Genomic DNA, 24,839 nt, shown 5'->3' with positions numbered 1-24,839 from the left:
GCCAGATGGGTGAAGTCGCGGCAGACGCCGACGCCCTCGTTCAGCGCCTCGGCGGCGGTGCGGGTGGGACGCGAGTGCTCATAGCCGAAGCGGATGTGGGTATGCACGAAGTCGCAGACCGCCTGCACCCGGGACCAGCCAAGGGGCGTGTCGCCGAACCGGTCCCAGGCAAATTCCGACAGAACGTCGCTTTCGCAGTAGCGACTGGGCAGCAGGAACCCCAGCGCCTCGACCGGCAGTTGTTCGACGGCATGTTGCTGCGCCTCATGCCCCACGGGGTCGGAAAACCCGGCATCGAATAGCGTGCCGTCCGTCGTCATGGTCATCCGGCCTTCGGGCGCGACCAGCCGGTTGCACCAGTTGCCGAACCCGTCGCGATAGGCCTCGACCGGGACGCCGGGATCGGTCAGCAGCAGGTCGGGCCGTTCCAGATCGCTGGCGCGGGAATAATGCACGTTCAGCAAGCAGATCAGCGGTGTGGGCGCGGCAAGCTCGATAGAAATCCGGCAGCCCAGGTTGATACGCATGGTCCCTCGTCCGGTTGCGGCCCGGGCCTGTGGCGCCCGGCCAGTTCCTTTACCCAAACATCATTGGGCGCCGGGCGAAAGCCATAGCCTCTGGTTGGGGTGCTCAAATAACGGGCTGTGCCGAATAAACCGGCAGGGCTATGACGACGGTCAGGCCGCCTTGCGGGCCGGGATGACCTGTTGGGCCACGCCCGCAAACAGCAGGTAGACAGAGGTCACGACCAGCCCCCAGTGCGCCCAGCTTTGCGGGTGGAAATCCACCCAGGCGGCCCAGCCGGCAAAGACCGTCCAGGCCAGGGCGATGGGCAGCGACAGCATCCGCCAGCGCGCGGTGCGCACCGGGTGAATGAATTTCAACGGCAGGAACATGGCCAGCGCCAGCGCGGCGACAAGCGCCAGGATCACCCAGAAATCGGGCTTGATGGCGAAAAGGACCAGCACCAGCATGTTCCAGCAGCCGGGAAAGCCCTGAAAGGAATTGTCCTCTGTCTTCATGCGGTTGTCGGCGAAATACATGGCGCTGGAAAAGGTGATCAGGATGATCGCCACCCAGCCCGTCCAGCCCGGCAACAGCCCCGACTGGAACAGAGCGAAGGCCGGGATGAAGACATAGGTCAGGTAGTCGATGATCAGGTCCAGCAGGACGCCGTCGAACCGGGGGGCAAAGGTCTTGACGTCGTATTTCCGCGCCAGAGGTCCGTCCACGCCGTCGACGGCAAAGGCCACGACCAGCCAGAGGAACATGAGCGACCAGTTTTCCTGCACCGCCGCCAGCATCGCCAGCATGGCAAAGACCGCCCCGGTGGCGGTCAGAAGGTGAACGCAGAGCGCACTGGTCTCGGGCTTCAATCGTGACGTCATGAAACCGTCATGGAGCAAATGTGCACGGGTTGCAATTGCCCAAGCGTTTGGTGCCGGGCGCGGGCGCCGCTTGCATCGGACCGGGGTGGGGGACATATGCTAGGGGTCCGAGATAGCCGGAGGATTTTCATGCTCAGAGCTTTTGTTTGTCTAATTATGCTGGCGGTCCCGGCGGCGGCGCAGGACGTGCGCGTGCCGCAGAGCCCGGGTGAGATCAGCCTCAGTTTCGCGCCCCTCGTGAAAGAGGCGGCCCCGGCTGTGGTCAACATCTATGCCCGCCGCGTCGTCGAACAGCGCAGCCCCTTTGCCGGCGACCCGGTCTTTGGCGATTTCTTTCGCCAGTTCGAACAGCGGCCCCGGGTGCAGAATTCGCTGGGGTCCGGTGTGATCCTGTCTGCCGATGGCATCGCGGTGACGAATTATCATGTCGTGGGCCAGGCGACGGACATCCGCGTGGTGCTGAACGACCGGCGCGAATACGACGCGGAAATCCTGCTGGCGGACGAGGAATCCGACCTTGCCATCATGCGGCTGGCCGGCGCCGAGGACATGCCGCACCTGGATCTGCGTGACAGTGACACGGTCGAGGTGGGCGAGCTGGTGCTGGCCATCGGCAACCCCTTCGGCATCGGGCAGACCGTGTCCTCGGGTATCGTGTCCGGGCTTGCGCGGTCGGGCACCGCGACGGGCAATGCGCGCGGCTATTTTATCCAGACCGATGCGCCGATCAACCCGGGCAATTCCGGCGGGGCGCTGATCGACGTGCAGGGTGAGCTGATCGGCGTGAACACCTCTATCCTGACGCGTTCGGGCGGGTCGAACGGTATCGGCTTTGCCATCCCCGCGGGGCTGGTGGCGCAATTCGTCAAACAGGCACAGGAAGGCCATCGCCGGTTCCAGCGGCCCTGGGCGGGGATGGTCGGACAGCCGGTGACGGCGGAACTGTCGGACAGCCTGGGCCTTGACCTGCCCGGTGGGGTGGTCATCGCCGAGATGCACGAAGACAGCCCCTTTGCCGCCGCAGGCCTGCAGGTGGGCGACGTAGTGTCCGAGGTCGACCGTGCGCCGGTGAACACACCCGCCGAGATGCTGTTCCGCATGTCGATGCGCGGGATCGGCCGGTCCGCCGAGGTGATCTATGTCCGCCGGGGCGAGGAAAAGATCGCCACCGTTCCGATGATCGCCCCGCCCGACAGCCCGCCGCGCGAGATGGTCGACCTTGGCGAACGCACCGTCCTGCCGGGGTTGCAGGTGGCGCGGGCCAATCCGGCGGTGGTTTCGGAACTGGGACTGCCGGTGGACTCCGAGGGGATTGTCGTGCTGGATCCCGGCCCCTTCGGCGCCCAGGTCGGCCTTCAGACCGGGGACCGGCTGCTGGGCGTGAACGGCCGCCGGATCGAGGCGCCGCGCGACGTGGATCGCCTGCTGCGCCGTCCCGGCCCGCTGGTCCAGATCGAGGTGCTGCGCGGCAACCGCCGGCTCCTGTTGCGCTTCCGGGCCTGACCGGATGGCCGATCTCTTTGATACCGGGGCCGCAGACTCCGCCGTGGCCGACAGCGCACCGCGCCCGCTGGCCGACCGGCTGCGGCCCCGGCGGCTGGACGAGGTGATCGGCCAGCGCCAGGTGCTGGGACCGGACGCGCCGCTGGGCGTGATGCTGGAGGCGGGCACGCTGGGGTCGATCGTCTTCTGGGGGCCGCCGGGGGTGGGCAAGACCACCATCGCGCGGTTGCTGGCGGATGCCACCGACCTGCATTTTGTCCAGATCAGCGCGATCTTTTCCGGCGTGCCAGAGCTGCGCAAGGTTTTCGAGGCCGCGAAACAGCGCCGCCGCACCGGGCAGGGCACCCTGCTTTTCGTCGACGAGATCCATCGTTTCAACAAGGCACAACAGGACAGCTTCCTGCCGCACATGGAGGACGGGACGATCCTGCTGGTGGGCGCCACCACGGAAAACCCGTCCTTTGAACTGAACGCCGCTTTGCTCAGCCGGGCGCAGGTGCTGGTGCTGGAACGTCTGGGCGAAGACGATCTCGAGGCCCTGGTCAAGCGGGCCGAGGGCGAACTGGGCCGGGACCTGCCGCTGGACGCATCGGCCCGTGCCGCCCTGCTGGACATGGCCGATGGCGACGGGCGCGCGCTGTTGAACCTGGTTGAACAGGTGACCTCCTGGCGGCTGGCAAAACCGCTGGACACGGACGGGTTGAAGACGCGGCTGATGAAGCGCGCCGCCGTCTACGACAAGTCCGGGGATGGCCATTACAACCTGATCTCGGCGCTGCACAAATCGGTGCGTGGGTCTGATCCCGATGCCGCGCTCTACTGGTACGCGCGGATGCTGGAGGCGGGCGAAGATCCGCGATACCTGGCGCGCCGCATCACTCGCATGGCGGTCGAGGACATCGGCCTGGCCGATCCGCAGGCGCAGGCGGTCTGCCTGCAAAGCTGGGAAACCTACGAACGGCTGGGCAGCCCTGAGGGGGAACTCGCCATCGCGCAGGCGCTGGTCTACCTGGCGCTGGCGCCGAAATCGAACGCGGCCTATGTCGCCTACAAGGCCGCGCGGGCATCGGCGAAAAAGACCGGCAGCCTGATGCCGCCCAAGCATATCCTGAACGCGCCCACCGGGTTGATGAAGGATCAGGGCTATGGCGCGGGCTATGCCTATGACCACGATGCCGAGGACGGGTTTTCCGGGCAGGATTATTTCCCCGACAAGATGGACCGCGCCAGTTTCTACGAGCCGGTGGAACGCGGGTTCGAACGCGACCTGCGCAAGCGGGTGGATTACTTCGCGCGCCTGAGGTCGCAGCGAAAGGGCGGCTAGGGCGGCGTTCACGGCATTGTGGTGGGCGGACGGGTGAAACGCGGGGCCGAACGGCCTAGGCTTGGCCTCACGACTTTCCCGAACCGCCGTGCCGACGGCCAAGGAGGAGACGCCGCCATGACCGTTCCGTTCTACAACCGCCGCGCCTTTCTGATTTCCGCAGGGCTGGCCGGGGCCGCTCTGGCCCAGGCGCCGGGGCGGGCGCTGGCCGCCGGACTGGCGCCGACCCGATCCATGCGGGGCGGCAGCAACAACTATCGGCCCGGCGCACCCTTGGTCGAAAACCTGGGCCGCGGGTTCTTTGTCCGGGGCAAGGTGCTGCGCGCAGGCGACGGCGCGCCGCTGGAAAACCTTCGAATCCAGATCTGGGCCGCCACCGTGCTGGGCGGAGAGCGCGAGCCGCGCAATCATGGCAGCGTGCTGACCCGGGCGGATGGTTCTTTCGAGCTGGAGATGGAACAGATCGTCCCGAACTTCGGCCAGCCGCACGCGCATCTGGCCTATGACGACGGCCGCTTCAAGACCGTCTTCCTGCGACCCGTGATGCCAAGCGCCAAAGACACCGCCGTGTCGGCGGACTTCGTTCTGCAACCCGCCTGAGGTGTGCCGGGCGGCCACAAACCCATGCGCGCGCTGCTGATCTGGGGTGCCGTGCTGGCGCTGATGGCGGTGCCGGTGGCCTATGCCGCTGCCAGCCCGCTGCTATCCTATCGCGGCGCCGCCTATATCGTTGGGGGCTTTGCCGGCATTTTCTGCCTGGCGCTGATGGTTTTGCAGCCGCTGCTGGCAGCGGGCTACCTGCCCGGCGCGGGTGGCCCGCGCGGGCGGCGCTGGCACCGTTGGCTGGGGGTTGTGTTGACCGCCGGCGTGGTGCTGCATGTGGCGGGTCTATACGTGACCAGCCCGCCGGACACGCTTGACGCGCTATTGCTGGTCTCGCCGACGCCGTTTTCCGTCTATGGCGTTGCGGCCATGTGGGCCGTCCTGCTGACCGCGCTGCTGGCCGGGTTGCGGCGGCGGATCGGGCTGCGGCCCCGCCTCTGGCAGCAGGTGCACGCTGTGCTGGCGCTGGTGATCGCCGTCTCGACGGTGGTTCATGCGGTGCAGATCCAGGGCGCGATGGAACCGGTGACGAAATGGGGGCTTTGCCTGGCGGTGCTGGTGGCGACCGGGGCGGCCCTGCTGGACCTGCGGGTGCTCAAGCCGCTGCGGCGTTGGCGGCACCGTCGCGACACCCGGCCCGGCCGCGCTTGACATCCGCGCCCCTCGCCGCCATGTCCGCGCCCATGACGCCCCTTCTGCAAGTTGCGCTGGGCGGCGCCCTTGGCGCCTCGGCCCGCTATATGACAGGCATCGCCGCGGCGCGCCTGTTGGGCAAGGGATTCCCCTGGGGCACGCTGACCGTGAACATCGTCGGATCCTTCCTGATGGGCGTTCTGGTGGTGGCCCTGCTGCACCTCAGTGCGAACCGCTATGCGCCCTTGCTGATGACCGGTGTGCTGGGCGGATTCACCACCTTCTCGGCCTTTTCGCTGGATGCGATTACCCTGTATGAACGGGGACAGGGCGGGTTGGCGGCGGTCTATGTCGCGGGATCCGTGATCCTGTCGCTGGCGGCGCTCCTTGCCGGTCTCACCCTTGCACGGAGTGCTGTTACATGAGCCGAGTTCAAACCGTGACCGTGGGCCCGGGCGATGGCGACCAGCGGCTTGACCGCTGGCTCAAGCGGCATTTCCCGCAACTGGCGCAGGGCCGTATCGAAAAGATGTGCCGCAAGGGTGAGCTGCGCGTCGACGGCGCGCGTGTCAAGGCCTCGACCCGGCTGGAGGTCGGTCAGCAGGTCCGCATCCCGCCCTTGCCCGAACCCGGGCAGGTGGAAAGCGCGCCGAAACCCGCCGTTTCGGACCAGGATGCGCAGATGATCCGCGATTGCGTGATCTACAAGGACGATCACCTGATCGCGATCAACAAACCCCCCGGGCTGGCGACACAGGGCGGCAGCAAGCAGACCCGCCACGTCGACGGCCTGGCCGAGGCGCTGACCTTTGGCTACGACGAGAAACCTCGGCTGGTGCATCGGTTGGACAAGGACACATCCGGCGTTTTGGTACTGGCGCGGACACGCGAGGCGGCCAAGGCGCTGACCGCCGCGATCCGGCACAAGCTGACGCGCAAGATATACTGGGCGCTGGTGGCCGGTGTGCCTACGCCTTACCTGGGCGAGATCCGGTATGGCCTGGTCAAAGCACCGGGCCACGGCCACCACGGCGAGGGTGAAAAGATGCTGTGCGTCCACCCGCGCGACATGGCGCATACAGAAGGTGCAAAGCGTGCACACACATTGTATGCAACGCTTTACCGCGTCGCGGGCCGCGCCTCCTGGGTGGCGCTGGAGCCGATCACAGGCCGCACCCACCAGCTGCGCGCGCACATGGCAGAGATCGGACATCCGATCATCGGGGATGGCAAATACGGCGGTTCGGGGCAGGAAAACCTGGGCGATGGCTGGGGCGCACAACTGGGTGGGATGATCTCGCGCAAGTTGCACCTGCACGCACGCTCGATGCGGTTCGAACATCCCTTCACCGGCAAGCCACTGACCCTGACCGCGCCCTTGCCCGATCACATGGCGCAAAGCTGGGACACGCTGGGCTGGACCGAGGATATCGCCGCCGACGATCCTTTCGAGGAACTGCAATGAGCCTGAGCCTCGTGATTTTCGACGTCGACGGGACGCTTGTCGACAGCCAGGGCGATATCCTGGGCGCCATGAGCATCGCCTTTGCCAGCGAGGGGATCAAACGCCCGACGCGCGAGGCGATCCTGGCGATCGTCGGCCTGTCCCTGCCGCAGGCCTTTTCGCATCTCGCGCCCGAGCTTGGCCCGGTGCAGCGCACGCGCCTGGTCGAGGCTTACAAGGACGCCTATGCCGAATTGCGGATGAAGGGCGGGCCAGAGGCCTCGCCGCTCTATCCCGGCATCCCGGCTTTGCTGGATCGGTTGTCGGCGCGGGACGACGTGCTGTTGGGGATCGCCACGGGCAAGTCGCGGCGCGGGCTGACCGCGCTTCTGGAAAGCCACGGGCTGACACAGCGCTTCGTCACCCGGCAATGTGCCGATGACAACCCGTCCAAGCCGCATCCCGCGATGCTGTTCAACGCCCTGGATGAAGCCGGGGTGGACCCCGAGCGGGCGATGATGATCGGCGACACGAGTTATGACATGGAAATGGCGCAGGCCGCTGGTATGCCGCGTATCGGCGTGACGTGGGGGTATCATCCGCCCGAGGCTCTGGCCGGGGCGGAACATGTCGTGGATGATGCCGCCGGGCTGGAACGCGCCATAGAAACCGTCCTGGAGGGCATGACATGAGCGAATGGGCGCTCAAACGTTTCTGGCAGAACGCCGAGGTGACACCGGTCGAGAGCGGCTTTGCCGTCACGCTGGACGGGCGCGGGGTCAAGACCCCGGCCAAGACCGCGCTGGTGGTGCCGACAGAGGCCCTTGCGCGTGAGATCGCCGGCGAATGGGCCACGCAGGAGGACAAGGTCGATCCGACCTCGATGCCCTTTACCCGCATGGCCAATTCCGCCCTGGACAAGGTGACGCCGCAGCATGCGGCCGTGGCCGACATGCTGGCCGCTTATGGTGACAGCGATCTGCTGTGCTATCGTGCCGATGATCCGGAAGGGCTGGCAGAGCGTCAGCGCCAGGGCTGGGACCCCTTGCTGGACTGGGCCGAGGCGACCTATGGCGCCAGGCTCGTGCCCGTGGCGGGGGTCATCCACCAGCCGCAGGACGCGCAGGCGCTGGACCGGCTGAGCGCAGAGGTGCACGGGCAATCGCCGTTCCACCTGGCCGCTTTCCATGACCTCGTGTCGATGTCCGGTTCGCTGGTGCTGGCGTTGGCGGTGATCCGGGGCGCATGTGCACCCGAAGAGGCCTGGGCGCTGTCGCGGATCGACGAGACCTGGCAGGAAGAGCAATGGGGTGTCGATGAAGAAGCCGCCGAAATTGCCCAAAGAAAACGCGGCGAGTTCCTGCATGCGAGTGTTTTCCATTCGCTCGCAGATGGTTAGACAGGATCGGGACGGGCGGAACCTTGCCTTTCCGGGTGGCATCCTTGCTTGACCTTTGGGCGGGAATCCGCCCAAATTGGCCCAGCGTCGAGGGGGGATCGGATCAAGGACCCCTCCGTTTTTTTGTCCGGCGGGGGCCGGTCTGTGACAAGCGAGATCCGGGGTTAGAGAACGGCATGCTGAGGTTACTTCTATGCGCGACGGCCTTCCTGGCCTGTGCCGTCGGCGGCGCCTCGGCCGGCACGCTGAAGGACGTCAAGGACAGGGAAGTCCTGAACTGCGGCGTCAACTCCGGCCTGATCGGCTTTGCCTCGCGGGATTCGCGCGACGAATGGGCGGGGTTCGACGTGGACCTGTGCCGTGCCATCGCGGCGGCGGTGCTGGGCGATCCTTCGGCGGTGGAATTCGTCGAAACCACGAACCGCACGCGCTTTACCCTGCTTCTTGGCGGGGACCTGGACGTGCTGGCACGCAATACGACCTGGAGCTTTGCCACCGACGTTGGCGTGAAGGTCGATTTCGCCGGGATCAACTACTATGACGGGCAGCGCTTCATGGTGCCCAAGACGCTGGGTGTTTCCTCTCCGACGGAGCTGAACGGCAAGCGCGTCTGCGTCCAGCCGGACACCAAGACGGCGATGAATCTGGACGAGTATTTCGCCCGCAACAACATCACCTACGAGCCGGTCGCTGTCGAAAGCACGGCGCAGGCGCAGACCTTCTACCTGGAAGGCGAATGCGAGGTCTTTACCGGAGACGCCTCGGAACTGGCGGCAATCCGCGCCGCCTTCAAGGCGCCGGGTGATCACCTTTTGCTGGACGACGTGATTTCGAAGGAACCGCTGGGTCCGGTGGTGCGCCACGGGGACGACGAATGGGCTGACGTCGTCCGCTGGGTCCTGAACGCGCTGATCTCGGCAGAGGAACTGGGCGTGACCTCGGTCAACATCGACGAGATGCGCGAGAGCACGGACAACCCGGAAATCGCGCGCCTGCTGGGCACCAGCGGGCTGATGGGCGAGATGCTGGGCCTGGATGCGGATTGGGCCGTGCGGGCGATCAAGGCCGGCGGCAACTATGGCGAGATCTTTGCCCGCAACATCGGTGAGACGACGCCTATCGGCCTGTCGCGCGGGTTGAACCTGCAGTGGACCGATGGCGGGTTGCTGTATAGCCCGCCGTTCCGCTGAATTCGGACGCCTTTCGGGGATTCTTGCAGAGTAGAAACAGGGGCGCCCGCGTCAGTCGGTGAGATCGCGCGGCACGATGAAGGCCTCTGCGGTCCCGGTACCGAGTTGCAGGCGACGCCAGTCGTCAATGTCGAAACGGGCCACCAGCGTGGCGCAGGTCGGGTAGGCGGCAAAGCGCGGGTGATCCGGGGGCGTTTCCAGCAGGTCTTCGGCGAGCGCCGCGATGCCCGGGTTATGGCCCAGCATCATCACGCTGTTGCCCGCTGCGGTTTTCAGGATCTCCAGCATGGTTTCCGGGGCCGCGTGATAAAGCGCCGGTTCGAAGCGAACGGGGGCTTTGGCCCCCAGCAGGGCCAGCGTCTCGCGCGTGCGCGTTGCCGTCGAGCACAGGATGTCGTCCGGAAGAAATCCCTTTTCGCGCAACCAATCGCCGATCGCAGGCGCGGCACGGCGGCCCCGGCTGTTCAGTGGCCGATCATGATCGGGTAGGCCATGGCTCCAATCGGATTTGGCGTGGCGGATCAGGATGAGCTGTTTCAAGGCGCATCTGCCCCAAGGAAAGCCCGCATGTGAAAGGCGGATTGCGCTGCCCTGCGCGAGAAACCGTCAGAGACGGGGCAGGCGCGACGAACGAGACAGCCCTCGGTCCGGCAGGTCATGCCCTCGGGTGTCAGCATATGGGCCTTGCAGCGCGCCACGTCATAGGTTTGACCGGGCCCAAGTGCCCCCACCGGACAGGCGGTTTCGCAGGGGCGCGGACAGGTGCCGCAGGGCTGCGTGCCGGTGGGTGTCAGCGGCAGGCGCACCGGAAGGGCAATGGCGCCACGGTAGCTGATGAAGAGCCCGGCGGCATCGTGCACCAGCATCCCGACCGGCGACGACCATGCGCGGCCCGTTCCCAGCGCCCAGGACAGGAACGGCGCATAGGGTGGTCCGTCCGACGGAAAGATCGCCGTTCCGCCCCAGTCCTCGGCCACCGCGGACAGCACCCGTTTCGACCAGCGGTCGAGCGGATCGGGCGCACCGTCCAGGTATTCGGGGGCAGCGGTGAAGAGAGGCCAGAAATGCGGCTCGTCCGGGCCGAGAAGCAACAGGGTGCCGGTGCCCTCGGGCGCGCCGTCTTCGCTGTCCGGGTGCAGGGCGCCGCGCAGCCGAAGCCCGGCACGGGCGGCGGCGATGTCGGCGTCCTGCAGGTCCCTCGGGGTCATTTCGGCAGGGGCGGCCGGTTGTCGGAGCGGATCATCGACCCCGACCCATGTTCGGTGAACAGCTCCAGCAAGCAGGCATTGGACACGCGCCCGTCGATGATGACCACAGCGCGCACGCCCTCTTCGATGGCCTTGAGCGCGGTTTCCGTCTTGGGGATCATGCCGCCCGCGATCACGCCCTCGGCGGTCAACTTGCGCACGTCATCCGGCGACAGTTCGGTCACCACCTCGCCGTCCGGTCCCTTGACGCCCTGCACATCGGTCAAGAGCAGCAGGCGGTCGGCCTTGAGCGCGCCGGCAATGGCGCCGGCGGCGGTGTCGCCGTTGACGTTGTAGGTTTCCGTCACCTCTGTCCCGGTGGCGACCGGGGCCACGACCGGGATGATCCCGGCGGTAAAGAGATCCCGCAGGACCTGGACGTTCATCTCGATCGGGCGACCGACAAATCCCAGTTCGGGATCGTCCGGTTCGCAGACCATCAGGTCGTCGTCCTTGCCCGACAGGCCGACCGCGCGGCCGCCTTCGTCCATGATCGCCTGGACAATGCGCTTGTTCACGAGGCCGGTCAGAACCATCTCGACCACCTCGACGGTGGCCTGGTCGGTAACGCGCTTGCCGCGGACGAACTTGCTTTCGATGTTCAGCCGCTTGAGCATGTCGTTGATCATCGGCCCGCCGCCATGCACCACGACAGGGTTCACGCCCACCTGGCGCATCAGAACGATGTCGCGGGCAAAGGCGGCCATTTCCGCGTCGTCGCCCATCGCGTTGCCGCCGAATTTCACCACGACAATGGCGCCGGTGTAGCGCTGCATGAAGGGCAGGGCCTCGGAGAGGGTCCGGGCGGTGGCGATCCAGTCTCTGTTCATGTTCTGTCGTCTCATCTCGGGTCTTCCAGGCAGGGGGCTATACCCAGAATGCCCCGCGCGGGGCGGGATTTCCAGAGGGCAGGACCGCGATCAGCTGAGCCCGGCGATGATCGCGCGCAGGGTGGCGATGCCATCCCCCTTTTCGCTGCTGGTCAGGACGATTTCCGGGTAGGCGGCGGGGTGCTTCGACAACCCCTGGCGCACTTGCGCCAGGATACGGTCCTTATCCTTGTCCTTGACCTTGTCGGCCTTGGTCAAAACCGCCTGGAAGGTCACGGCGGAGCGGTCCAGCAGGGTCATGATCTCGTCGTCGACGGGTTTGATCCCGTGGCGGAAATCGATCAGCACGAAAGCACGGCGCAGGCTGACCCGGCCCGAAAGATAGGATTTCAGCAGGGCCTGCCAGCGCGCGACCACGTCCACGGGCGCGTTGGCAAATCCGTAACCGGGCAGGTCGACCAGGTAGTGATCGGCGCCCAGGGTGAAATAGTTGATTTCCTGCGTGCGGCCCGGCGTGTTCGACGCGCGTGCCAGCCCCTTGCGCCCGGTCAGCGCATTGATCAGGCTGGACTTGCCGACGTTGGACCGGCCGGCAAAGCAGACCTCGGCCCGGTCATCGGGCGGCAGGCCATCCATGCCGACGACGCCCTTGAGGAAATCGACCTCGTGACCGACGAAAAGCTTGCGCGCCGCCTCGCGGGCGGCGTCGTCCGGTTCCTCGGCGACGGGAAAGGCAAGTTGCATCACAGAACCTCCACGCGGTCGCCAAGCGCGATCCGTCCGCTGCGCACGACCTCGGCCCGGACCGAGAAATCGCGGTGATCCCAGTGATCCAGCGTGCCCAGCACGTCATGATCACGCTTTCCGGTGTCGGGATTGTTGTGGGTGGCAAGGCAGCGGTCCGTGCGTTCGCGCGGGATCAGAACCGCCTCTCCGATCTGTACCTCGCGGTCGATCCAGTCGAACTCTTCCCAGGGGGCGCCGCCATCGAACCAGAGATTGCCGCGCCAGCGGTGGATCGACAGGGCATGGCCCAGCCGCTGTTCCACGGCCCGGTGCGAGGACAGGTTGCACAGTGTGATCGAGGGGAAATCGCTGTCGGTAAAGCCGCGGGTCCTGCCGCGCACCACCCGGGCGGATTGCGCGCGGGTGTCCGGGATGAATCCGCCGGCCCAGGCGATCAGCTTGTCGCCTTCGTCGTCGGGCCGCAGGGTCAGGTCGTCCCGGTCCGGGTGTGAGAGCGTGACCGTGGCCGATGCCTCGTCCAGCCGGGCAGAGATGGCCCCCAGCGCGGGGGCCTTGCTGCCGATCGAGAAGTTCCGGCAGGAGACCCATTCCGATCCGTCGGCGCCGGACTGGTCATGTGCGACAGCCCAATGGCGATCCCAGGGCAGGCACTGCCCGGCGCTCAGCGTGACCGCGTCCAGCTCTTCCCGGCCGTGGCTCTTGATCGGAAAGCGCCAGATCGCGGTCAAGGAACGGGTCATTTGCTGTCCTGCTCCTTGTCCTTCTTCTTTTTCACGCTGGACTTGATGTTGCCCATGATGTCGGGCGTGTACCCGTGGCTGCGCATGATCATGTACTGCTGCATGAAGGTGATCACGTTGTTGGTGATCCAGTAGACCACCAGGCCGCTGGCGAAACCGCCCAGCATGAACATGAAGACCCAGGGCATCCAGGCAAAGATCATCTGCTGCGTCGGATCGGCGGGCGCCGGGTTCAGCTTTTGCTGTAGCCACATCGAGATACCCAGAAGCAGCGGCAGGATGCCGATGAAGACCAGGGCCAGGATCGACTGCGGATCGGGCGCGCCCCAGGGGAGCAGGCCGAACAGGTTGTAGAGCGAGGTCGGATCAGGCGCCGAGAGATCGTTGAACGGGCCAAAGAAGTTGGCGTGCCGCAGTTCCAGCGTGACGAAGATCACCTTGTAAAGAGAGAAGAAGATCGGGATCTGCAGAAGGATCGGCAGGCAGCCGGCGGCCGGGTTGACCTTTTCCTTCTTGTAGAGCGCCATCATCTCTTTCTGGAGCTTCTCGCGGTCGTCGCCCGCGCGCTCCTTGAGCTTTTCCATCTCAGGCTGGAGTTCCTTCATCTTGGCCATCGAGGCATAGGATTTATAGGCCAGCGGGAACAGCAGCGCCTTGAGCAGCAAGGTCAGAGCGATAATGGCGAGGCCCATGTTGCCGATATGCAGGTTCAGCCAGTGCAGGACGGCGAACATGTATTTGGTGATGAAGAAGAACCAGCCCCAGTCGATCGAGTCGAGGAAGCGGTCGATGCCGGCCTTTTGGTATTCCCGGATGGTTTCCCATTCCTTGGCACCGGCAAAGAGCTTGCTGCTGACCTCCCGGCTGGCGCCGGGCGCCAGTTCGACGGTCGGCAGCACCGCCTCTGTCTGGTAGATGTCGCGGCGGGCGTCGTATTTGACCACCGACTTGAACGGCGTCCCCGCGTCGGGGATCAGCGTCGCCATCCAGTAGTGATCCGTGAACCCGACCCAGCCGGTTTCCTGCACACGCTCGACCGTGGCCTGCGTGCCCTCGGCGGGCAGCATGTCCAGATCGGGGATGTTCTTGTACTTGGTCTGCTCCAGGATGCCGTCGGACATCTGTAGCGCGCCTTCGAACAGCACGAAGAAGTTCTTGAGGTCGTCCGGTTCGCCGTGCCGCGCGAGCACGCCGTAGGGGGCCAGCGACACGGTCTGGTCGCCGGTGTTCTCGACCGCCTGCGTGACCGAGAACATGAAATCCTCGTCGACAGAGATGGTCCGGCGGAAAATCAACCCGGCGGGGCTTTCCCAGCGCAGGGTCACAGGGCTGTCGGGGGTCAGGGTCTCGCCGCTTTCGATGGTCCAGGAGGTATTGGCCCCGGGGACATCCGACAGCGCCAATCCGTTGCCAGGCGCCCAGCCGTAAAGTGCATAGTAGGGGTTGGAACTGCCGACCGGGTCAAGCATCTGCACGATGGGCGATTCCACCGACAGTTCGACGTGATAGTCCTTGAGCCGCAGGTCGTCGATGCGGCCGCCGGTGAGCGAGATCGACCCTTCCAGGCGGGCGCTGTCCAGCGGCAGGCGGGGGGCCTCCGTCGTGTCGGCATTGGCCGCGGGGGCCTCTGCCGGTGTTCCGCCGCCCAAGGGATCAGCGGCACGCGGCGCGGTTGCCACGCCGTCGGGCGTGGGGGCGTCGGTTTCGGTGGCCACCGGTGCATTCGGATCCTCAGTCGGCTCCGGAGGGGGAAACAGCAGGAACCATACAAGGATCACGACCATGCTGAGCGCGGTCGCGAGAAGCAGGTTCTTGTTCTGATCGTCCATGAGGCCGGCCACCTATCCGTTGAAAGTCATCGCTGGGTTCAAACGTCCCGCAGTGCAAAGGTCAAGCGGAATCCAGCCGGACGGGGCGGTGTGGCACATGGATGCCGAACCCGAGCAAGGGGATGGCAGGTGTTCGGAAAGGGCTTTCCGGCTCAGCCGGTGGTGCCGCCCAGTTTCCTGGCGTCGGCGATCCGGGCGTCATGTTCATGTGCCCAGTCGATCAGCTTGTCGACGGGCATCGGGCGGGCGATGCCAAAGCCCTGGACGTGATCACAGCCAAGCTGGGCCAGCAGCGCGTGTTCGCCCACGCTTTCGACGCCCTCGGCAAGGGTTTCCAGGCCCAGCCGGTCTGCCAGGCCCAGGACCGCGGCCAGCATCCGGTGCTGATCCTCGTCGCGGTCGACGCGGGTGACGAAGCTGCGGTCGATCTTGAGCCGGTGTACGCGGAACCGGCGCAGCGAGGTGATCGAGGCATGACCCGTGCCGAAATCGTCGAGGTCGATATGGCAGCCGATCTTGCCCAGTTCGACGATGTTGCGGGCCACGATCCCCTCGGGCGCGCCTGCGATCACGGTTTCAAGAACCTCGATTCCCAGCCGTTCGGCGGTCAGGCCGAAGCGGTCGAGCTCCCATTGGATGCGGTCGACAAGGCGGGGGTCGCGCAGTTCGGGGTCGGAAAAATTCACGCTGACGCGTGGAATGTCGAGCCCGGCCTGGTCCCAGCTGCGCAGTGCGGTCAGAGAATGCTGCAGGATGACCTCCGACAGCTGTTCCATGCGCCCGGCGTCTTCGAGCACGCGCAGGAATTGCGCGGGCGGGACGATGCCGCGTTCGGGGTGGATCCAGCGCGCCAGCGCCTCGACCCCGCTGATCGCACCGGTCGAGGTGCAGATCTGGGGTTGGAACCAGGGCTGGATTTGACCGTTCGACAGGGCGCGATCCACCTCGTTGCGCAGGGAACGCTGTTCCATGTGGGCCTGGCGCATGTTTTCGGACCAGGCACGGATCGCCGAGGGGCCATTGGCGGTTGCTTCCTCAAGTGCGACCTGCGCCGCTTCCAGCAGTTGCTTGCCGGAGGCGTCGTTGCTCAGCCGCAGGCTGCCGCAGAACCCGATGGACCCCGATAGATAGCGCATGGCATCGCCAACCGATGCAGGTTCTTCGACCGCGTTCTGCAGGCGGCCGGAGAGTTGCAGCAATGCCTCGAGGTCAAGCCGCAGCGAGGGGCCGAGGAAGATCACGAATCGTGTTTCGCCCAGGCACACGGCCTCGTCATCGCGGCGCAGGGTCTTGCGCAGGCGGCCCAGGGTCAGTTCGCGCGGGGCGTCGACCGTTGCCTCATCGGTCTGCTGGGCCACCTCGGTAAGGCCGTCGACCTCGATCAGCAGGCAGGCCGTCGCCAGGTTGGCCGCGCGCGCATTGTCCAGCGCCTGTTGCGCCAATTGCGTGGCCGCGATGCTGTCGACGATGTCGGCCTGATCGGTTCCCGACCGGCCATCGCCCCGGTCCGCGGGGACGCCGACCAGAAGAAAGATGCCCGGCGTGCCCAACGCAACCACCAGCAACAGCGCCTCGCCCCCCAGCCAGAAGGCGGCAAGCGCCGCCGCAGGCAGGAATGCCAAAGCCTGTGGTCCCTGCAGACCCCGCCGCACGCCTGTGCGCAGCGTTGTCGGAAGCGCGCGAAGTGACGCCAACATGCCCGTGTCCTTGTACCTCATGAGGCGAGACTAGGCGACGCTGGTAACTCGGTTCTTAACGCGGCTCCGGGTTTTTCAAGGAATTGGGCGATTCCATGTCCCGCATGAGGCCGGCAAAGTCGAACAATCCCGGATCCAGCATGTGTGACGGGCGGACGTTCATCAGCGCCCGGAACATGACCTGACGCCTTCCGGGAGAGTTTTTCTCCCATCCATCAAGGATTTGCTTGACCTGCTGGCGCTGCAGGCCGTCCTGGCTGCCACAGAGGTCACAGGGAATGATCGGATAGTTCATAGCCCGCGCGAATCGGTCGCAGTCCTCCTCTGCCACATGTGCCAACGGACGGTAAACGAACAGGTCGCCCTCTTCGTTGACAAGTTTCGGCGGCATGGTCGCCAGTCGTCCGCCGTGGAACAGGTTCATGAAGAAGGTTTCCAGAATGTCATCCCGGTGATGGCCCAGCACGACGGCCGAACAGCCCTCTTCGCGCGCGATCCGGTAAAGATTGCCCCGCCGCAGGCGCGAGCAGAGCGCGCAATAAGTCCGGCCCTGGGGCACCTTGTCGACCACGATGGAATAGGTGTCCTGGTACTCGATCCGGTGGGGCACCTGCATCTTTTCCAGGAACTCCGGCAGAACGGTTGCCGGAAAGCCCGGCTGGCCCTGGTCGAGGTTGCAAGCCAGGATTTCGACCGGCAGCAGCCCGCGCCACTTCAGCTCGTGCAGCACCGCGAGCAGCGTATAGCTGTCCTTGCCGCCGGACAGGCAGACAAGCCATTTGGCCCCTTCCTCGACCATGCCGTATTGCTCCACGGCCTCGCGCACGTTCTGCACGATCCGTTTGCGGAGCTTCTTGAACTCGGTGGTCTTGGGCGCCCCGTGGAACAGGGGGTGAATGTCGTCAGCATGATCCAGCATGCGGCGGGGATACGTCCCCGCCGCGACTTGGGCAAGTGTTATCGCGGGCCAGGGCCGGGTGCCGGAACGAAGGGTTGGATCGCCAGGCGTCTGTCCACCAAGGTCTTTGGCGGCAGACCGACGTCCCGCCTGAGATGATCGGTCAGATCCTCTGCAAGCGGTGGCGGAGGCCGCATTCTCGGGGCCCTGAACAGCGCGGCCAGGGCGGCGGCAAGCACCCTGGGCGCACCGTGTTGCGCGATGGTGGAGGCGATGTCGGTGCTCGGATGCCGAGCGACTGTGGGATTGTTCATAAGTGTTTCCCGGCGCGAAAACGGCCGGACTCCTGGTCTGGTTTGAAATGGACTGACGACGCACGGGGGGCCCCGGGCGCGAATGTCAGCGATGGTTGGTTGGAAAACGACCCGCGTTAGGCGAGGGCCGGAAGTGAAGCGGTGTTAGTCCTGGACGGATCGGCGAAAGCCGTTGCCCCAGGTCGCTTCGAGAGAGGCCGCGCGGCGCGAGAAAGTCTGATCGTTCATGTCGGACCTCCTCTTGTTGATGCGTGGTCTCTGCGGGGTCGTTAGCCGAGCCCGGTCGAAAATGGTACATGTTTTTTGGAAAATGCCTGGGCACGAGGCGAATGTGCCCGTGGCTGTGGTCAATCGGGCACGTTGTCGATGCCGGAGCCGCCCCAGGGGTGGCAGCGGGCAATGCGCCGCGCGGCCAGCCAGCTGCCCTTGAGCGCGCCATGTTTTTCCAGCGCTTCCAGCGCGTAGACGGAACAGGTGGGATGAAAGCGGCACCCGTGGCCGACCCAGGGGCTGAGCACGAGGCGATAGGCGCGCACGGGCAGGGCGACGATATGGGCGAGCGGGCTCATCTGCTGCCCCCGTGCACCTTGCGCAGGGCATGGCGCAGGTCGGCCTGCAGGGCGGTGAAATCGCGCCAGGCAGTCTTTTCCGCGCGGCCGATCAGAACATAATCCCAGCCGTCCCGGCCCTGCTCGGGCAGGATCAGGCGCGCGATTTCGCGCAGGCGCCGCTTGGCCCGATTGCGGGCGACGGCGTTGCCGACCTTCTTGGAGCAGGTGAACCCGACGCGGATGCCCTCTGCCTCGCCGTCCTGGCGTTGCCGGGCCTGCAGCAGGAACCCCTCTGTCGGAGCGCGACGGGCACGGGCCGCGCGCAGGAAATCTGCGCGCCGGGCCAGAACCGTCAACGGCAAAAAGGCCGCCTCGGAGCGATCCGCGGCGGCTTTTTCGTCGGCGTTCATCTCCCGCTCCGCTGTGGGCGGCGTGGGGATCAGGCGCTCAGGCTCTTGCGGCCGCGGGCGCGGCGCGCGTTCAGGATCTTGCGACCTGCCTTGGTGGCCATGCGGGCGCGGAACCCGTGGCGACGCTTGCGGACGAGGTTCGACGGCTGGAAGGTGCGTTTCATCGCGGCTACTCCGGTTCAATGCCCCCGAGTCGACTCGGGCGCAGGAAATTCGAAGCCCTGCCTATAGGGGGGCGGGCGTCCCCTGTCAAATGGGTGTCATGGTTTTTTTGCCAATGGCGCGGGTGCCTGACAGGCGTTCGGAGCGGCGTCCGGCCACACGGGGCAGGCGTGCCGACCCTCGGTGCACTGAACCTTTGTGGCCTTCCGGTTCCGACTGCAACACTTGCATGCGGCCTGACCCGCGAAATGTTTCACTCTGGCTTTTCGGGCGTGAATTTCTCACGCTGGGGCACAAGCCGGATCAAGCGGGCGTGAGACGGCTGTTTTCCCGGTGGCGTCGGGGGCATCTATGCGGTGCCCCTGCCGCAACCCAAAGGCCCCGAACGATGAGCGACATGACCGACACGCCCAAACCCGGCCTCCGACGCCACCTGCCCCTGCTGGCCATCCTCGTGGTGGCGATCATCGGGTACTTCACGCTGGGCGACCTGCTGAGCTTTCAGACACTGGCCGACAACCGAGAGGCGCTGCTGGCGTTCCGTGACGCGCATTACCTGCTGACGCTGGGGCTGTTCATGGCGGTCTACGTCGTCATCGTCGGGTTTTCCCTGCCGGGGGCCACGATCGCCACGCTGACCGGCGGCTTTCTCTTCGCGACCTTTCCCGGCGCGCTCTACAACGTGACCGCCGCCACGCTGGGCGCCACGGGAATCTTCCTGGCTGCCCGCTGGGGCTTGGGCGCGCGCCTCGGCGACAGGCTGGAGCATTCTCAGGGCATGGTGAAAAAGATCAAGGACGGCATCGACGAGAATCAGTGGTCGATGCTGTTCCTGATCCGGTTGGTCCCTGCGGTGCCCTTCTTCGTCGCCAACCTCGTCCCTGCCTTCCTCGAGGTGCCCGTGCACCGCTATGTCATCTCGACCTTCCTCGGCATCATCCCGGGTGCGGTGGTCTACACCTCCGTCGGTGCGGGCCTGGGCGAGGTGTTCGAGCGTGGCGAGACGCCGGACCTGGGCATCATCTTTGCCCCGCATGTGATTCTGCCCATCCTCGGGCTGGCGGCCCTGTCCGCCCTGCCGATCCTGCTCAAGGCCCTGCGTGGCCGGAAGGGGATCTGAGATGGAAAAGCTGACATGTGATCTGTTGATCCTCGGCGCCGGGTCCGGTGGCCTGTCGGTGGCCGCGGGGGCCAGCCAGATGGGCGCCGACGTGATCCTGCTTGAAGGTCACAAGATGGGTGGCGACTGCCTGAATTACGGCTGCGTGCCGTCCAAGGCGCTGATTGCCAGCGCCAAGGTGGCGCACGGGATGGAGCATGCCGCCGTCTATGGCGTGGCCAATGCCGTGCCACAGGTCGATTACGCCGCGGCCCAGGACCATGTCGCCGATGTGATTTCCCAGATCGAACCGGTGGACAGCCAGGAGCGGTTCGAGGGCTTTGGCGTGCGGGTGATCCGCGAATACGGGCGTTTCGTATCCGACCGCGAGGTCGAGGCAGGCAATTACCGTATCACCGCGCGGCGAATCGTGCTCGCCACCGGGTCTTCTCCGCTGGTGCCGCCGATCCCGGGCATGGACGGCGTGCCCTACCTGACCAATGAAACCCTGTGGAAGCTGCGTGAGCGTCCCGAACACCTGCTGATCATCGGAGGCGGGCCCATCGGGATGGAAATGGCGCAGGCGCATCGGCGATTGGGCTGTGCGGTGACAGTGATCGAAGGCGCAAGGGCGCTGGGCAAGGATGATCCGGAACTGGCCGGGATCGTGTTGGAGACCCTGCGGGAGGAAGGCATCGAGATCGCCGAAGAGGCTCTGGCACAGGAGGTGCGGGGACAGGCGGGCGCCATCGAGGTCGAAGTGAAGGACGGGCGCGTGTTCCGGGGCTCTCACCTGCTGGTGGCAGTTGGGCGCAAACCCAACATCGACAGGCTGAACCTCGAAGCCGCCGGGGTCGAGACCACCAAGACGGGCATCAAGGTGGACGCCAGTCTAAAGAGCACCAACTCTCACGTTTACGCCATTGGCGACGTGGCGGGCGGAATGCAGTTTACCCATGTTGCCGGCTATCATGCCGGGATCGTCATCCGCTCTGCCCTGCTGGGGCTGCCAGCCAAGGCCAAGACGGATCACATCCCCTGGGCCACCTACACAAGCCCGGAACTGGCGCAGGTCGGCCTGACAGAGGACGCGGCGCGAAAGGCCCACGGCGACCGGATGGAAGTCGCGCGGTTCGACTACCACCACAATGACCGGGCCATCGCCGAGCGCAGGACGCGCGGTGTCATCAAGGTCATGGTGGTCAAGGGGCGCCCCGTCGGTGTGTCGATCGTGGGCCATCAGGCCGGGGAGCTGATCAATCTCTGGTCGCTGGTGATCGCAAACCGGCTCAAGATGAGCGCGGTTTCGAACATGGTTTCGCCCTATCCGACCATCGGGGAGATTAACAAACGGGCCGCGGGGGCCTATTTCTCCCCCAGGCTGTTCGAGAACGAGACGGTCAAGAAAGTGGTGCGGCTGGTCCAGCGCTGGCTGCCCTGAGTACGGTAGGACATGGTCAACTCGCTTTCCGGACGATTCCTGATCCTCACCATCATCTTCGTGATGGTGGCAGAGGTGCTGATCTTTGTCCCCTCCGTGGCGCGCTTCCGCGAGGATTACCTGCTGGCCCGGCTGGAACGGGCGCAGATCGCTTCTCTGGCCTTGCTGGCCGACGACATGATCGAACCGGAGCTGGAAAAGGAACTGCTGGACAACGCGGGAGTCTTCAACGTGGTGCTGCGGCGTGACGAGATCCGGCAACTGATGCTGTCATCGCCGATCCCGGGTGAGGTGGCGCAGACCTTCGACCTGCGCGACGCGTCGGCCTGGGTGCTGATGCGGGACGCGATCCTCTGCCTGGTCGACAGCGAATGGACGGTGATCCGTGTGATCGGCGATCCCTTCCGCGATGGAGGCGAACTGATCGAGGTCACGATGGACGGCGGGCCGCTGCGGACCGCGATGATCGATTACGGGCTGCGCATCCTGCTGCTGTCGGCGGCGATCTCGATCATCACGGCCGGGCTGTTGTTCCTGGCGGTGCGGTCCTTGCTGGTCAAGCCGATCAAAGGGGTCGTGGGCCATATCGGCGCCTATGCCGAGGCGCCCGAGGACGCGCGGCGGATCATCAAGCCCTCTGCCACGGTCCGAGAGCTGCGCGAGGCAGAGGAATCGCTGCAATCCCTGCAGACCCAGTTGACCCAGGCCCTGCGCCAGAAGGACCGACTGGCGCAGCTGGGCGGTGCCGTGGCGCGGGTCAGCCATGACTTGCGCAACATCCTGACCAGTGCGCAGTTGTTCACGGACCGGATCGAGATGTCCGAAGATCCGGCGGTCAAGCGAATGGCACCCAAGCTGGTCAACTCGATCACCCGGGCGGTCTCTCTTTGCGAGAGCACGCTGGCCTTTGGACGTGCCGAGGAACCGGCGCCGGTGATGACCCTGTTCAACCTGGCCGAACTGACCAACGAGGTGCTCGAGGCCGAAAGACTGGCCATCGGCGAGGCGGATGTCTCGCTGAGCGAGGATATCCCGGCCGGGTTGATGGTGCGGGGCGATCCGGAACAGATCTACCGTGCCCTGTCGAACATGGTCCGCAACGCACGGCAGGCCATCGTTGCGACCTCGCAACCGGGAGAGATCAACATTGCCGCGCGGATCGAGGATGCGGATTGGGTCATCACGGTGACCGACACGGGCCCGGGCCTGCCGCCCAAGGCGCGCGATCACCTGTTCCAGCCCTTCCAGGGCGGCGTGCGCAAGGGGGGCTCGGGGCTGGGCCTTGCCATCGTGGCGGAACTGGTGCGCGGACACGGTGGCAATCTGAGGCTGGCGCGCAGCGACGAGACCGGCACCTGCTTCGAGATCCGTCTGCCGATGGGAGACGTGGGCTGACGACCGGGGTTTCCGGTGCCGGGCGGGCTGCGCGGAAATTCTTTGGGCCGATCGAAAAAAAATCCGCGGATTGCCCCTTGCATCGTGCAGAGGTGGGAGGTACATGCAGCCCTCACGGACCGATAGCTCAGCTGGATAGAGTACCTGACTACGAATCAGGGGGTCGGGGGTTCGAATCCTCCTCGGTCCGCCACTTACCCCTGATAACATTGGGAAAAGTGGCGATTTGGTGGTTTCACCCGCCTAAATACCCACCATGCCGAAAACGCTTGAACGCGCAGCGATGCGACACCGGGGGGGGGTATGCTCAATCCTGCCAGCTTTCGGCATAGGGACCGGCGCGGGCAGGCTTTTGCGAGCATCCACAAAATCGGGTTTGATTGCCGGGCTGTCGAAGTGACACCCCATACCGCGCAGCGGGTTTGATTGTTTTTCAAACCGCCGAGGCAGTAACAGCCCATGGCGAGGGCGCGGCCTGAAACCTCACGTTTTGTCACCCTCTTTGCGGCAAAGCCGCCAGCGCGCCCAGCGTTGCCGCTGCGCTTCGCGAATGCGCTCGATGCCTTCCGGGGTTCTGGCGCCGGTCGATTTCCCGCCGTGAAACTTGCAGCGGCGCCTGCCCGGTTCGGACTTCGCACGGCAGGGTGTTCCCTTGCGCGTCCGCGCGCCGCAGATAACCCGTCGCTTGGCCCTGACTGTTTCGCATTGAATTTGCAGTCGCCGGACGTGCACAAGAAACGCGGCCTCACGCGCCGCGTCCGCGGCGGCCAGCATATCAGCCCAGGCCGCCCGCGCGCGTGTGACTGCGGGTGTATCCGGCAGGTCCAGGACTGTGGCCATGCGTTCGACCGCCCAGGCGCGCAAGCCCACCACAGGTTTGCATTCCCAATAGCTGACGGCGTGGCGCCCGCATCCAGCCTGCCGGGCCAATTCGGTTTGTGACAGCCCGGCACGCTTTCGGACTGCCGCAAGTTCCGCCCCGGTCACGCGCCTGCCTTCGCGGCACGTCTTCGCCGCGCGGCGGCCTTGCGGCAGTAGCGGGCATCTGCGCGCGCATAGTCGGGAAGAGTGTTGCCGCACCAGCGGCAGTGCCAGTCCCGCCGCATCAGGCCTTTCAGAATGGCAATCGCACGGGCTTTTCGGTTCCCGCCGTTGCCGGTCCAGAGATACGAATGATAGCTGGCGCGGGGGCTGCTTGGGTCGCTATCGACAATCCAGAAGGCGTGCGGGTCGGGTCCGGGCATTTTGATCCGTTTGATTTTCCGGGCACCCAAAGCCGGGTCAGCACCTTGAAATAAAAGGATAGCATTTTTTGACCCACTGCGCAGTCACAACGCAAAGCGGCCCTTGTCGTCAATGCGCGCTTGCCCCAGGGCAGTCAGGCTTTGCGGAAGCGGTCGCACGGTCGCGTGCACGGCCTCGTTTGAATTGGCGAGCCACCTGTTCCGGGGTTGCTTCGCCCAGGTCGGACAGGGCTTCGCGCACGGTGGCGATATGTTCCGGCAGGGATTTCGGGAAAGGTGGCTTGGTCGCAGTTTCCTTGGGGCCAAGGGCCATTGCGTCCTGTTCCTTTTCCTTTGCCACGCGGCCCTCGGGGTTCTGGTATTCGGGGCGCATCTTGGGATAGGGGTATCTCTGATCGCGGTATCCTTCGTGGGTACATGGATGATCGTGGGCGAACGTGTGGTCTGGCCAACCTGCCTGACGCCGAGGCCCCGGTCATTCAAGAAGGGGACAAAGGGGGGGGCAGAAGCGCGCGGCCATAACCTTAAAACAACGCTTCTTCCCGACGTGCTACGGACCCGAGTTCGTCGCCCAGGCTGTCCGGGACTGGATCGCAGCCGTCGGCGCCAAGACGGCCTACATCGAGCCGGGATCGCCTTGGGAGAATGGCTACTGCGAGAGCTTCAACGCACGTTTCCGAGACGAGCTGCTCGACGGTGAAATCTTCTACAGCCTGCGCGAGGCGCAAATCCTGATCGAACAATGGCGGAG

The 24,839-nt window shown here is 65.4% G+C and carries 28 protein-coding genes, 1 tRNA gene and 1 pseudogene; 14 read left to right on the top strand and 16 right to left on the bottom strand.

All coding sequences use genetic code 11. The features are described from left to right. A partial coding sequence (locus PVW46_RS01140) for a transglutaminase-like domain-containing protein (protein ID WP_274573984.1) occupies window positions 1-527 on the bottom strand: 527 nt, incomplete at its 3' end. Between the two features lie 150 nt (window positions 528-677). Further along, the gene (locus PVW46_RS01135; RefSeq protein WP_069209516.1) at window positions 678-1,388 is read right to left on the bottom strand and encodes a CDP-alcohol phosphatidyltransferase family protein; all 711 of its coding nucleotides are present in this window, start codon (window positions 1,386-1,388) and stop codon (window positions 678-680) included. A 129-nt stretch (window positions 1,389-1,517) separates the two neighbouring features. Between PVW46_RS01135 and PVW46_RS01130 the strand changes: the two genes are divergently transcribed. From PVW46_RS01130 to PVW46_RS01090, 9 genes are all read left to right on the top strand, one after another. Next, window positions 1,518-2,891, top strand: coding sequence for a trypsin-like peptidase domain-containing protein (locus PVW46_RS01130; protein ID WP_069209515.1), 1,374 nt, complete (start codon window positions 1,518-1,520; stop codon window positions 2,889-2,891). Between the two features lie 4 nt (window positions 2,892-2,895). Continuing rightward, complete coding sequence (locus tag PVW46_RS01125) at window positions 2,896-4,215, top strand: replication-associated recombination protein A (protein WP_069209514.1); 1,320 nt, start codon at window positions 2,896-2,898, stop codon at window positions 4,213-4,215. A 117-nt stretch (window positions 4,216-4,332) separates the two neighbouring features. Further along, window positions 4,333-4,815, top strand: coding sequence for a peptidase associated/transthyretin-like domain-containing protein (locus PVW46_RS01120; RefSeq protein ID WP_069209513.1), 483 nt, complete (start codon window positions 4,333-4,335; stop codon window positions 4,813-4,815). A 24-nt stretch (window positions 4,816-4,839) separates the two neighbouring features. After that, window positions 4,840-5,469: a ferric reductase-like transmembrane domain-containing protein gene (locus PVW46_RS01115; RefSeq protein ID WP_069209512.1), complete on the top strand. Its 630-nt coding sequence runs from the start codon at window positions 4,840-4,842 to the stop codon at window positions 5,467-5,469. Between the two features lie 32 nt (window positions 5,470-5,501). Next, window positions 5,502-5,876, top strand: a complete 375-nt coding sequence (crcB, locus tag PVW46_RS01110) for a fluoride efflux transporter CrcB (RefSeq protein ID WP_043140932.1) — start codon at window positions 5,502-5,504, stop codon at window positions 5,874-5,876. Beyond that, window positions 5,873-6,916 (top strand): RluA family pseudouridine synthase, encoded by a 1,044-nt coding sequence (locus PVW46_RS01105; protein WP_043140935.1) that lies wholly within the window; start codon window positions 5,873-5,875, stop codon window positions 6,914-6,916. The genes crcB and PVW46_RS01105 overlap by 4 nt, the downstream gene beginning before the upstream one ends. Continuing rightward, window positions 6,913-7,587: an HAD-IA family hydrolase gene (locus PVW46_RS01100; RefSeq protein WP_069209511.1), complete on the top strand. Its 675-nt coding sequence runs from the start codon at window positions 6,913-6,915 to the stop codon at window positions 7,585-7,587. The genes PVW46_RS01105 and PVW46_RS01100 overlap by 4 nt, the downstream gene beginning before the upstream one ends. Further along, complete coding sequence (locus PVW46_RS01095; protein WP_069209510.1) at window positions 7,584-8,294, top strand: ATP12 family chaperone protein; 711 nt, start codon at window positions 7,584-7,586, stop codon at window positions 8,292-8,294. The genes PVW46_RS01100 and PVW46_RS01095 overlap by 4 nt, the downstream gene beginning before the upstream one ends. 176 nt (window positions 8,295-8,470) lie before the next feature. Continuing rightward, a complete protein-coding gene (locus PVW46_RS01090) occupies window positions 8,471-9,484 on the top strand; it encodes an amino acid ABC transporter substrate-binding protein (RefSeq protein WP_069209509.1) in 1,014 nt (337 codons plus the stop codon). Between the two features lie 51 nt (window positions 9,485-9,535). On the opposite strand, the gene PVW46_RS01085 is transcribed toward PVW46_RS01090, so the two are convergent. From PVW46_RS01085 to rpmH, 11 genes are all read right to left on the bottom strand, one after another. After that, complete coding sequence (locus PVW46_RS01085; protein ID WP_069209508.1) at window positions 9,536-10,024, bottom strand: SixA phosphatase family protein; 489 nt, start codon at window positions 10,022-10,024, stop codon at window positions 9,536-9,538. Next, window positions 10,021-10,692 carry a ferredoxin gene (locus PVW46_RS01080; protein ID WP_069209507.1) on the bottom strand — a complete coding sequence of 224 codons (672 nt, stop codon included), beginning with the start codon at window positions 10,690-10,692 and terminating at the stop codon, window positions 10,021-10,023. Before PVW46_RS01080 ends, PVW46_RS01085 begins: the two co-directional genes overlap by 4 nt. After that, window positions 10,689-11,576, bottom strand: a complete 888-nt coding sequence (argB, locus tag PVW46_RS01075) for an acetylglutamate kinase (protein WP_043140951.1) — start codon at window positions 11,574-11,576, stop codon at window positions 10,689-10,691. Before argB ends, PVW46_RS01080 begins: the two co-directional genes overlap by 4 nt. Before the next feature lie 75 nt (window positions 11,577-11,651). Next, window positions 11,652-12,305, bottom strand: a complete 654-nt coding sequence (gene yihA, locus PVW46_RS01070; protein ID WP_043140952.1) for a ribosome biogenesis GTP-binding protein YihA/YsxC — start codon at window positions 12,303-12,305, stop codon at window positions 11,652-11,654. Then, the gene (locus tag PVW46_RS01065; protein WP_069209506.1) at window positions 12,305-13,048 is read right to left on the bottom strand and encodes an MOSC domain-containing protein; all 744 of its coding nucleotides are present in this window, start codon (window positions 13,046-13,048) and stop codon (window positions 12,305-12,307) included. Before PVW46_RS01065 ends, yihA begins: the two co-directional genes overlap by 1 nt. After that, complete coding sequence (gene yidC, locus PVW46_RS01060; protein ID WP_069209505.1) at window positions 13,045-14,877, bottom strand: membrane protein insertase YidC; 1,833 nt, start codon at window positions 14,875-14,877, stop codon at window positions 13,045-13,047. Before yidC ends, PVW46_RS01065 begins: the two co-directional genes overlap by 4 nt. Before the next feature lie 152 nt (window positions 14,878-15,029). Continuing rightward, window positions 15,030-16,574, bottom strand: coding sequence for a putative bifunctional diguanylate cyclase/phosphodiesterase (locus tag PVW46_RS01055; protein WP_274573970.1), 1,545 nt, complete (start codon window positions 16,572-16,574; stop codon window positions 15,030-15,032). A gap of 55 nt (window positions 16,575-16,629) precedes the next feature. Further along, window positions 16,630-17,493: a tRNA 2-thiocytidine(32) synthetase TtcA gene (gene ttcA / locus PVW46_RS01050; protein WP_069209503.1), complete on the bottom strand. Its 864-nt coding sequence runs from the start codon at window positions 17,491-17,493 to the stop codon at window positions 16,630-16,632. 640 nt (window positions 17,494-18,133) lie between these two features. Further along, the gene (yidD, locus tag PVW46_RS01045) at window positions 18,134-18,355 is read right to left on the bottom strand and encodes a membrane protein insertion efficiency factor YidD (RefSeq protein ID WP_043140958.1); all 222 of its coding nucleotides are present in this window, start codon (window positions 18,353-18,355) and stop codon (window positions 18,134-18,136) included. Then, the gene (gene rnpA / locus PVW46_RS01040) at window positions 18,352-18,747 is read right to left on the bottom strand and encodes a ribonuclease P protein component (RefSeq protein WP_069209502.1); all 396 of its coding nucleotides are present in this window, start codon (window positions 18,745-18,747) and stop codon (window positions 18,352-18,354) included. The genes yidD and rnpA overlap by 4 nt, the downstream gene beginning before the upstream one ends. Before the next feature lie 29 nt (window positions 18,748-18,776). Beyond that, window positions 18,777-18,911: a 50S ribosomal protein L34 gene (gene rpmH / locus PVW46_RS01035; protein WP_012177012.1), complete on the bottom strand. Its 135-nt coding sequence runs from the start codon at window positions 18,909-18,911 to the stop codon at window positions 18,777-18,779. A gap of 386 nt (window positions 18,912-19,297) precedes the next feature. Between rpmH and PVW46_RS01030 the strand changes: the two genes are divergently transcribed. The 4 genes from PVW46_RS01030 to PVW46_RS01015 all read left to right on the top strand — a co-directional run bounded on the left by PVW46_RS01030 (window position 19,298) and on the right by PVW46_RS01015 (window position 23,037). Next, complete coding sequence (locus PVW46_RS01030; RefSeq protein WP_069209501.1) at window positions 19,298-20,029, top strand: TVP38/TMEM64 family protein; 732 nt, start codon at window positions 19,298-19,300, stop codon at window positions 20,027-20,029. A gap of 1 nt (window position 20,030) precedes the next feature. Beyond that, a complete protein-coding gene (locus PVW46_RS01025) occupies window positions 20,031-21,449 on the top strand; it encodes a dihydrolipoyl dehydrogenase family protein (RefSeq protein ID WP_069209500.1) in 1,419 nt (472 codons plus the stop codon). Between the two features lie 12 nt (window positions 21,450-21,461). Next, the gene (locus PVW46_RS01020; RefSeq protein WP_043140976.1) at window positions 21,462-22,844 is read left to right on the top strand and encodes a sensor histidine kinase; all 1,383 of its coding nucleotides are present in this window, start codon (window positions 21,462-21,464) and stop codon (window positions 22,842-22,844) included. Between the two features lie 116 nt (window positions 22,845-22,960). Then, window positions 22,961-23,037, top strand: a tRNA-Arg gene (locus PVW46_RS01015). Window positions 23,038-23,327: 290 nt separating this feature from the next. On the opposite strand, the gene PVW46_RS01010 is transcribed toward PVW46_RS01015, so the two are convergent. The 3 genes from PVW46_RS01010 to PVW46_RS01000 all read right to left on the bottom strand — a co-directional run bounded on the left by PVW46_RS01010 (window position 23,328) and on the right by PVW46_RS01000 (window position 24,461). Further along, entirely contained in the window at window positions 23,328-23,831 is a 504-nt protein-coding gene (locus PVW46_RS01010) for a helix-turn-helix domain-containing protein (RefSeq protein ID WP_069209499.1), read from the bottom strand. Next, a complete protein-coding gene (locus tag PVW46_RS01005; RefSeq protein WP_043140984.1) occupies window positions 23,828-24,088 on the bottom strand; it encodes a hypothetical protein in 261 nt (86 codons plus the stop codon). The genes PVW46_RS01010 and PVW46_RS01005 overlap by 4 nt, the downstream gene beginning before the upstream one ends. A 109-nt stretch (window positions 24,089-24,197) precedes the next feature. Next, a complete protein-coding gene (locus PVW46_RS01000) occupies window positions 24,198-24,461 on the bottom strand; it encodes a hypothetical protein (RefSeq protein WP_043140985.1) in 264 nt (87 codons plus the stop codon). A 181-nt stretch (window positions 24,462-24,642) separates the two neighbouring features. On the opposite strand from PVW46_RS01000, the pseudogene PVW46_RS00995 reads away from it, so the two are divergent. Continuing rightward, a pseudogene (locus PVW46_RS00995) lies at window positions 24,643-24,839 on the top strand (integrase core domain-containing protein); the annotation flags it as partial.

It is taken from the genome of Mameliella sp. AT18, from assembly GCF_028807275.1.
Lineage (GTDB): Bacteria > Pseudomonadota > Alphaproteobacteria > Rhodobacterales > Rhodobacteraceae > Antarctobacter > Antarctobacter albus.
This window is presented reverse-complemented; position numbering and strand designations above follow the sequence as displayed.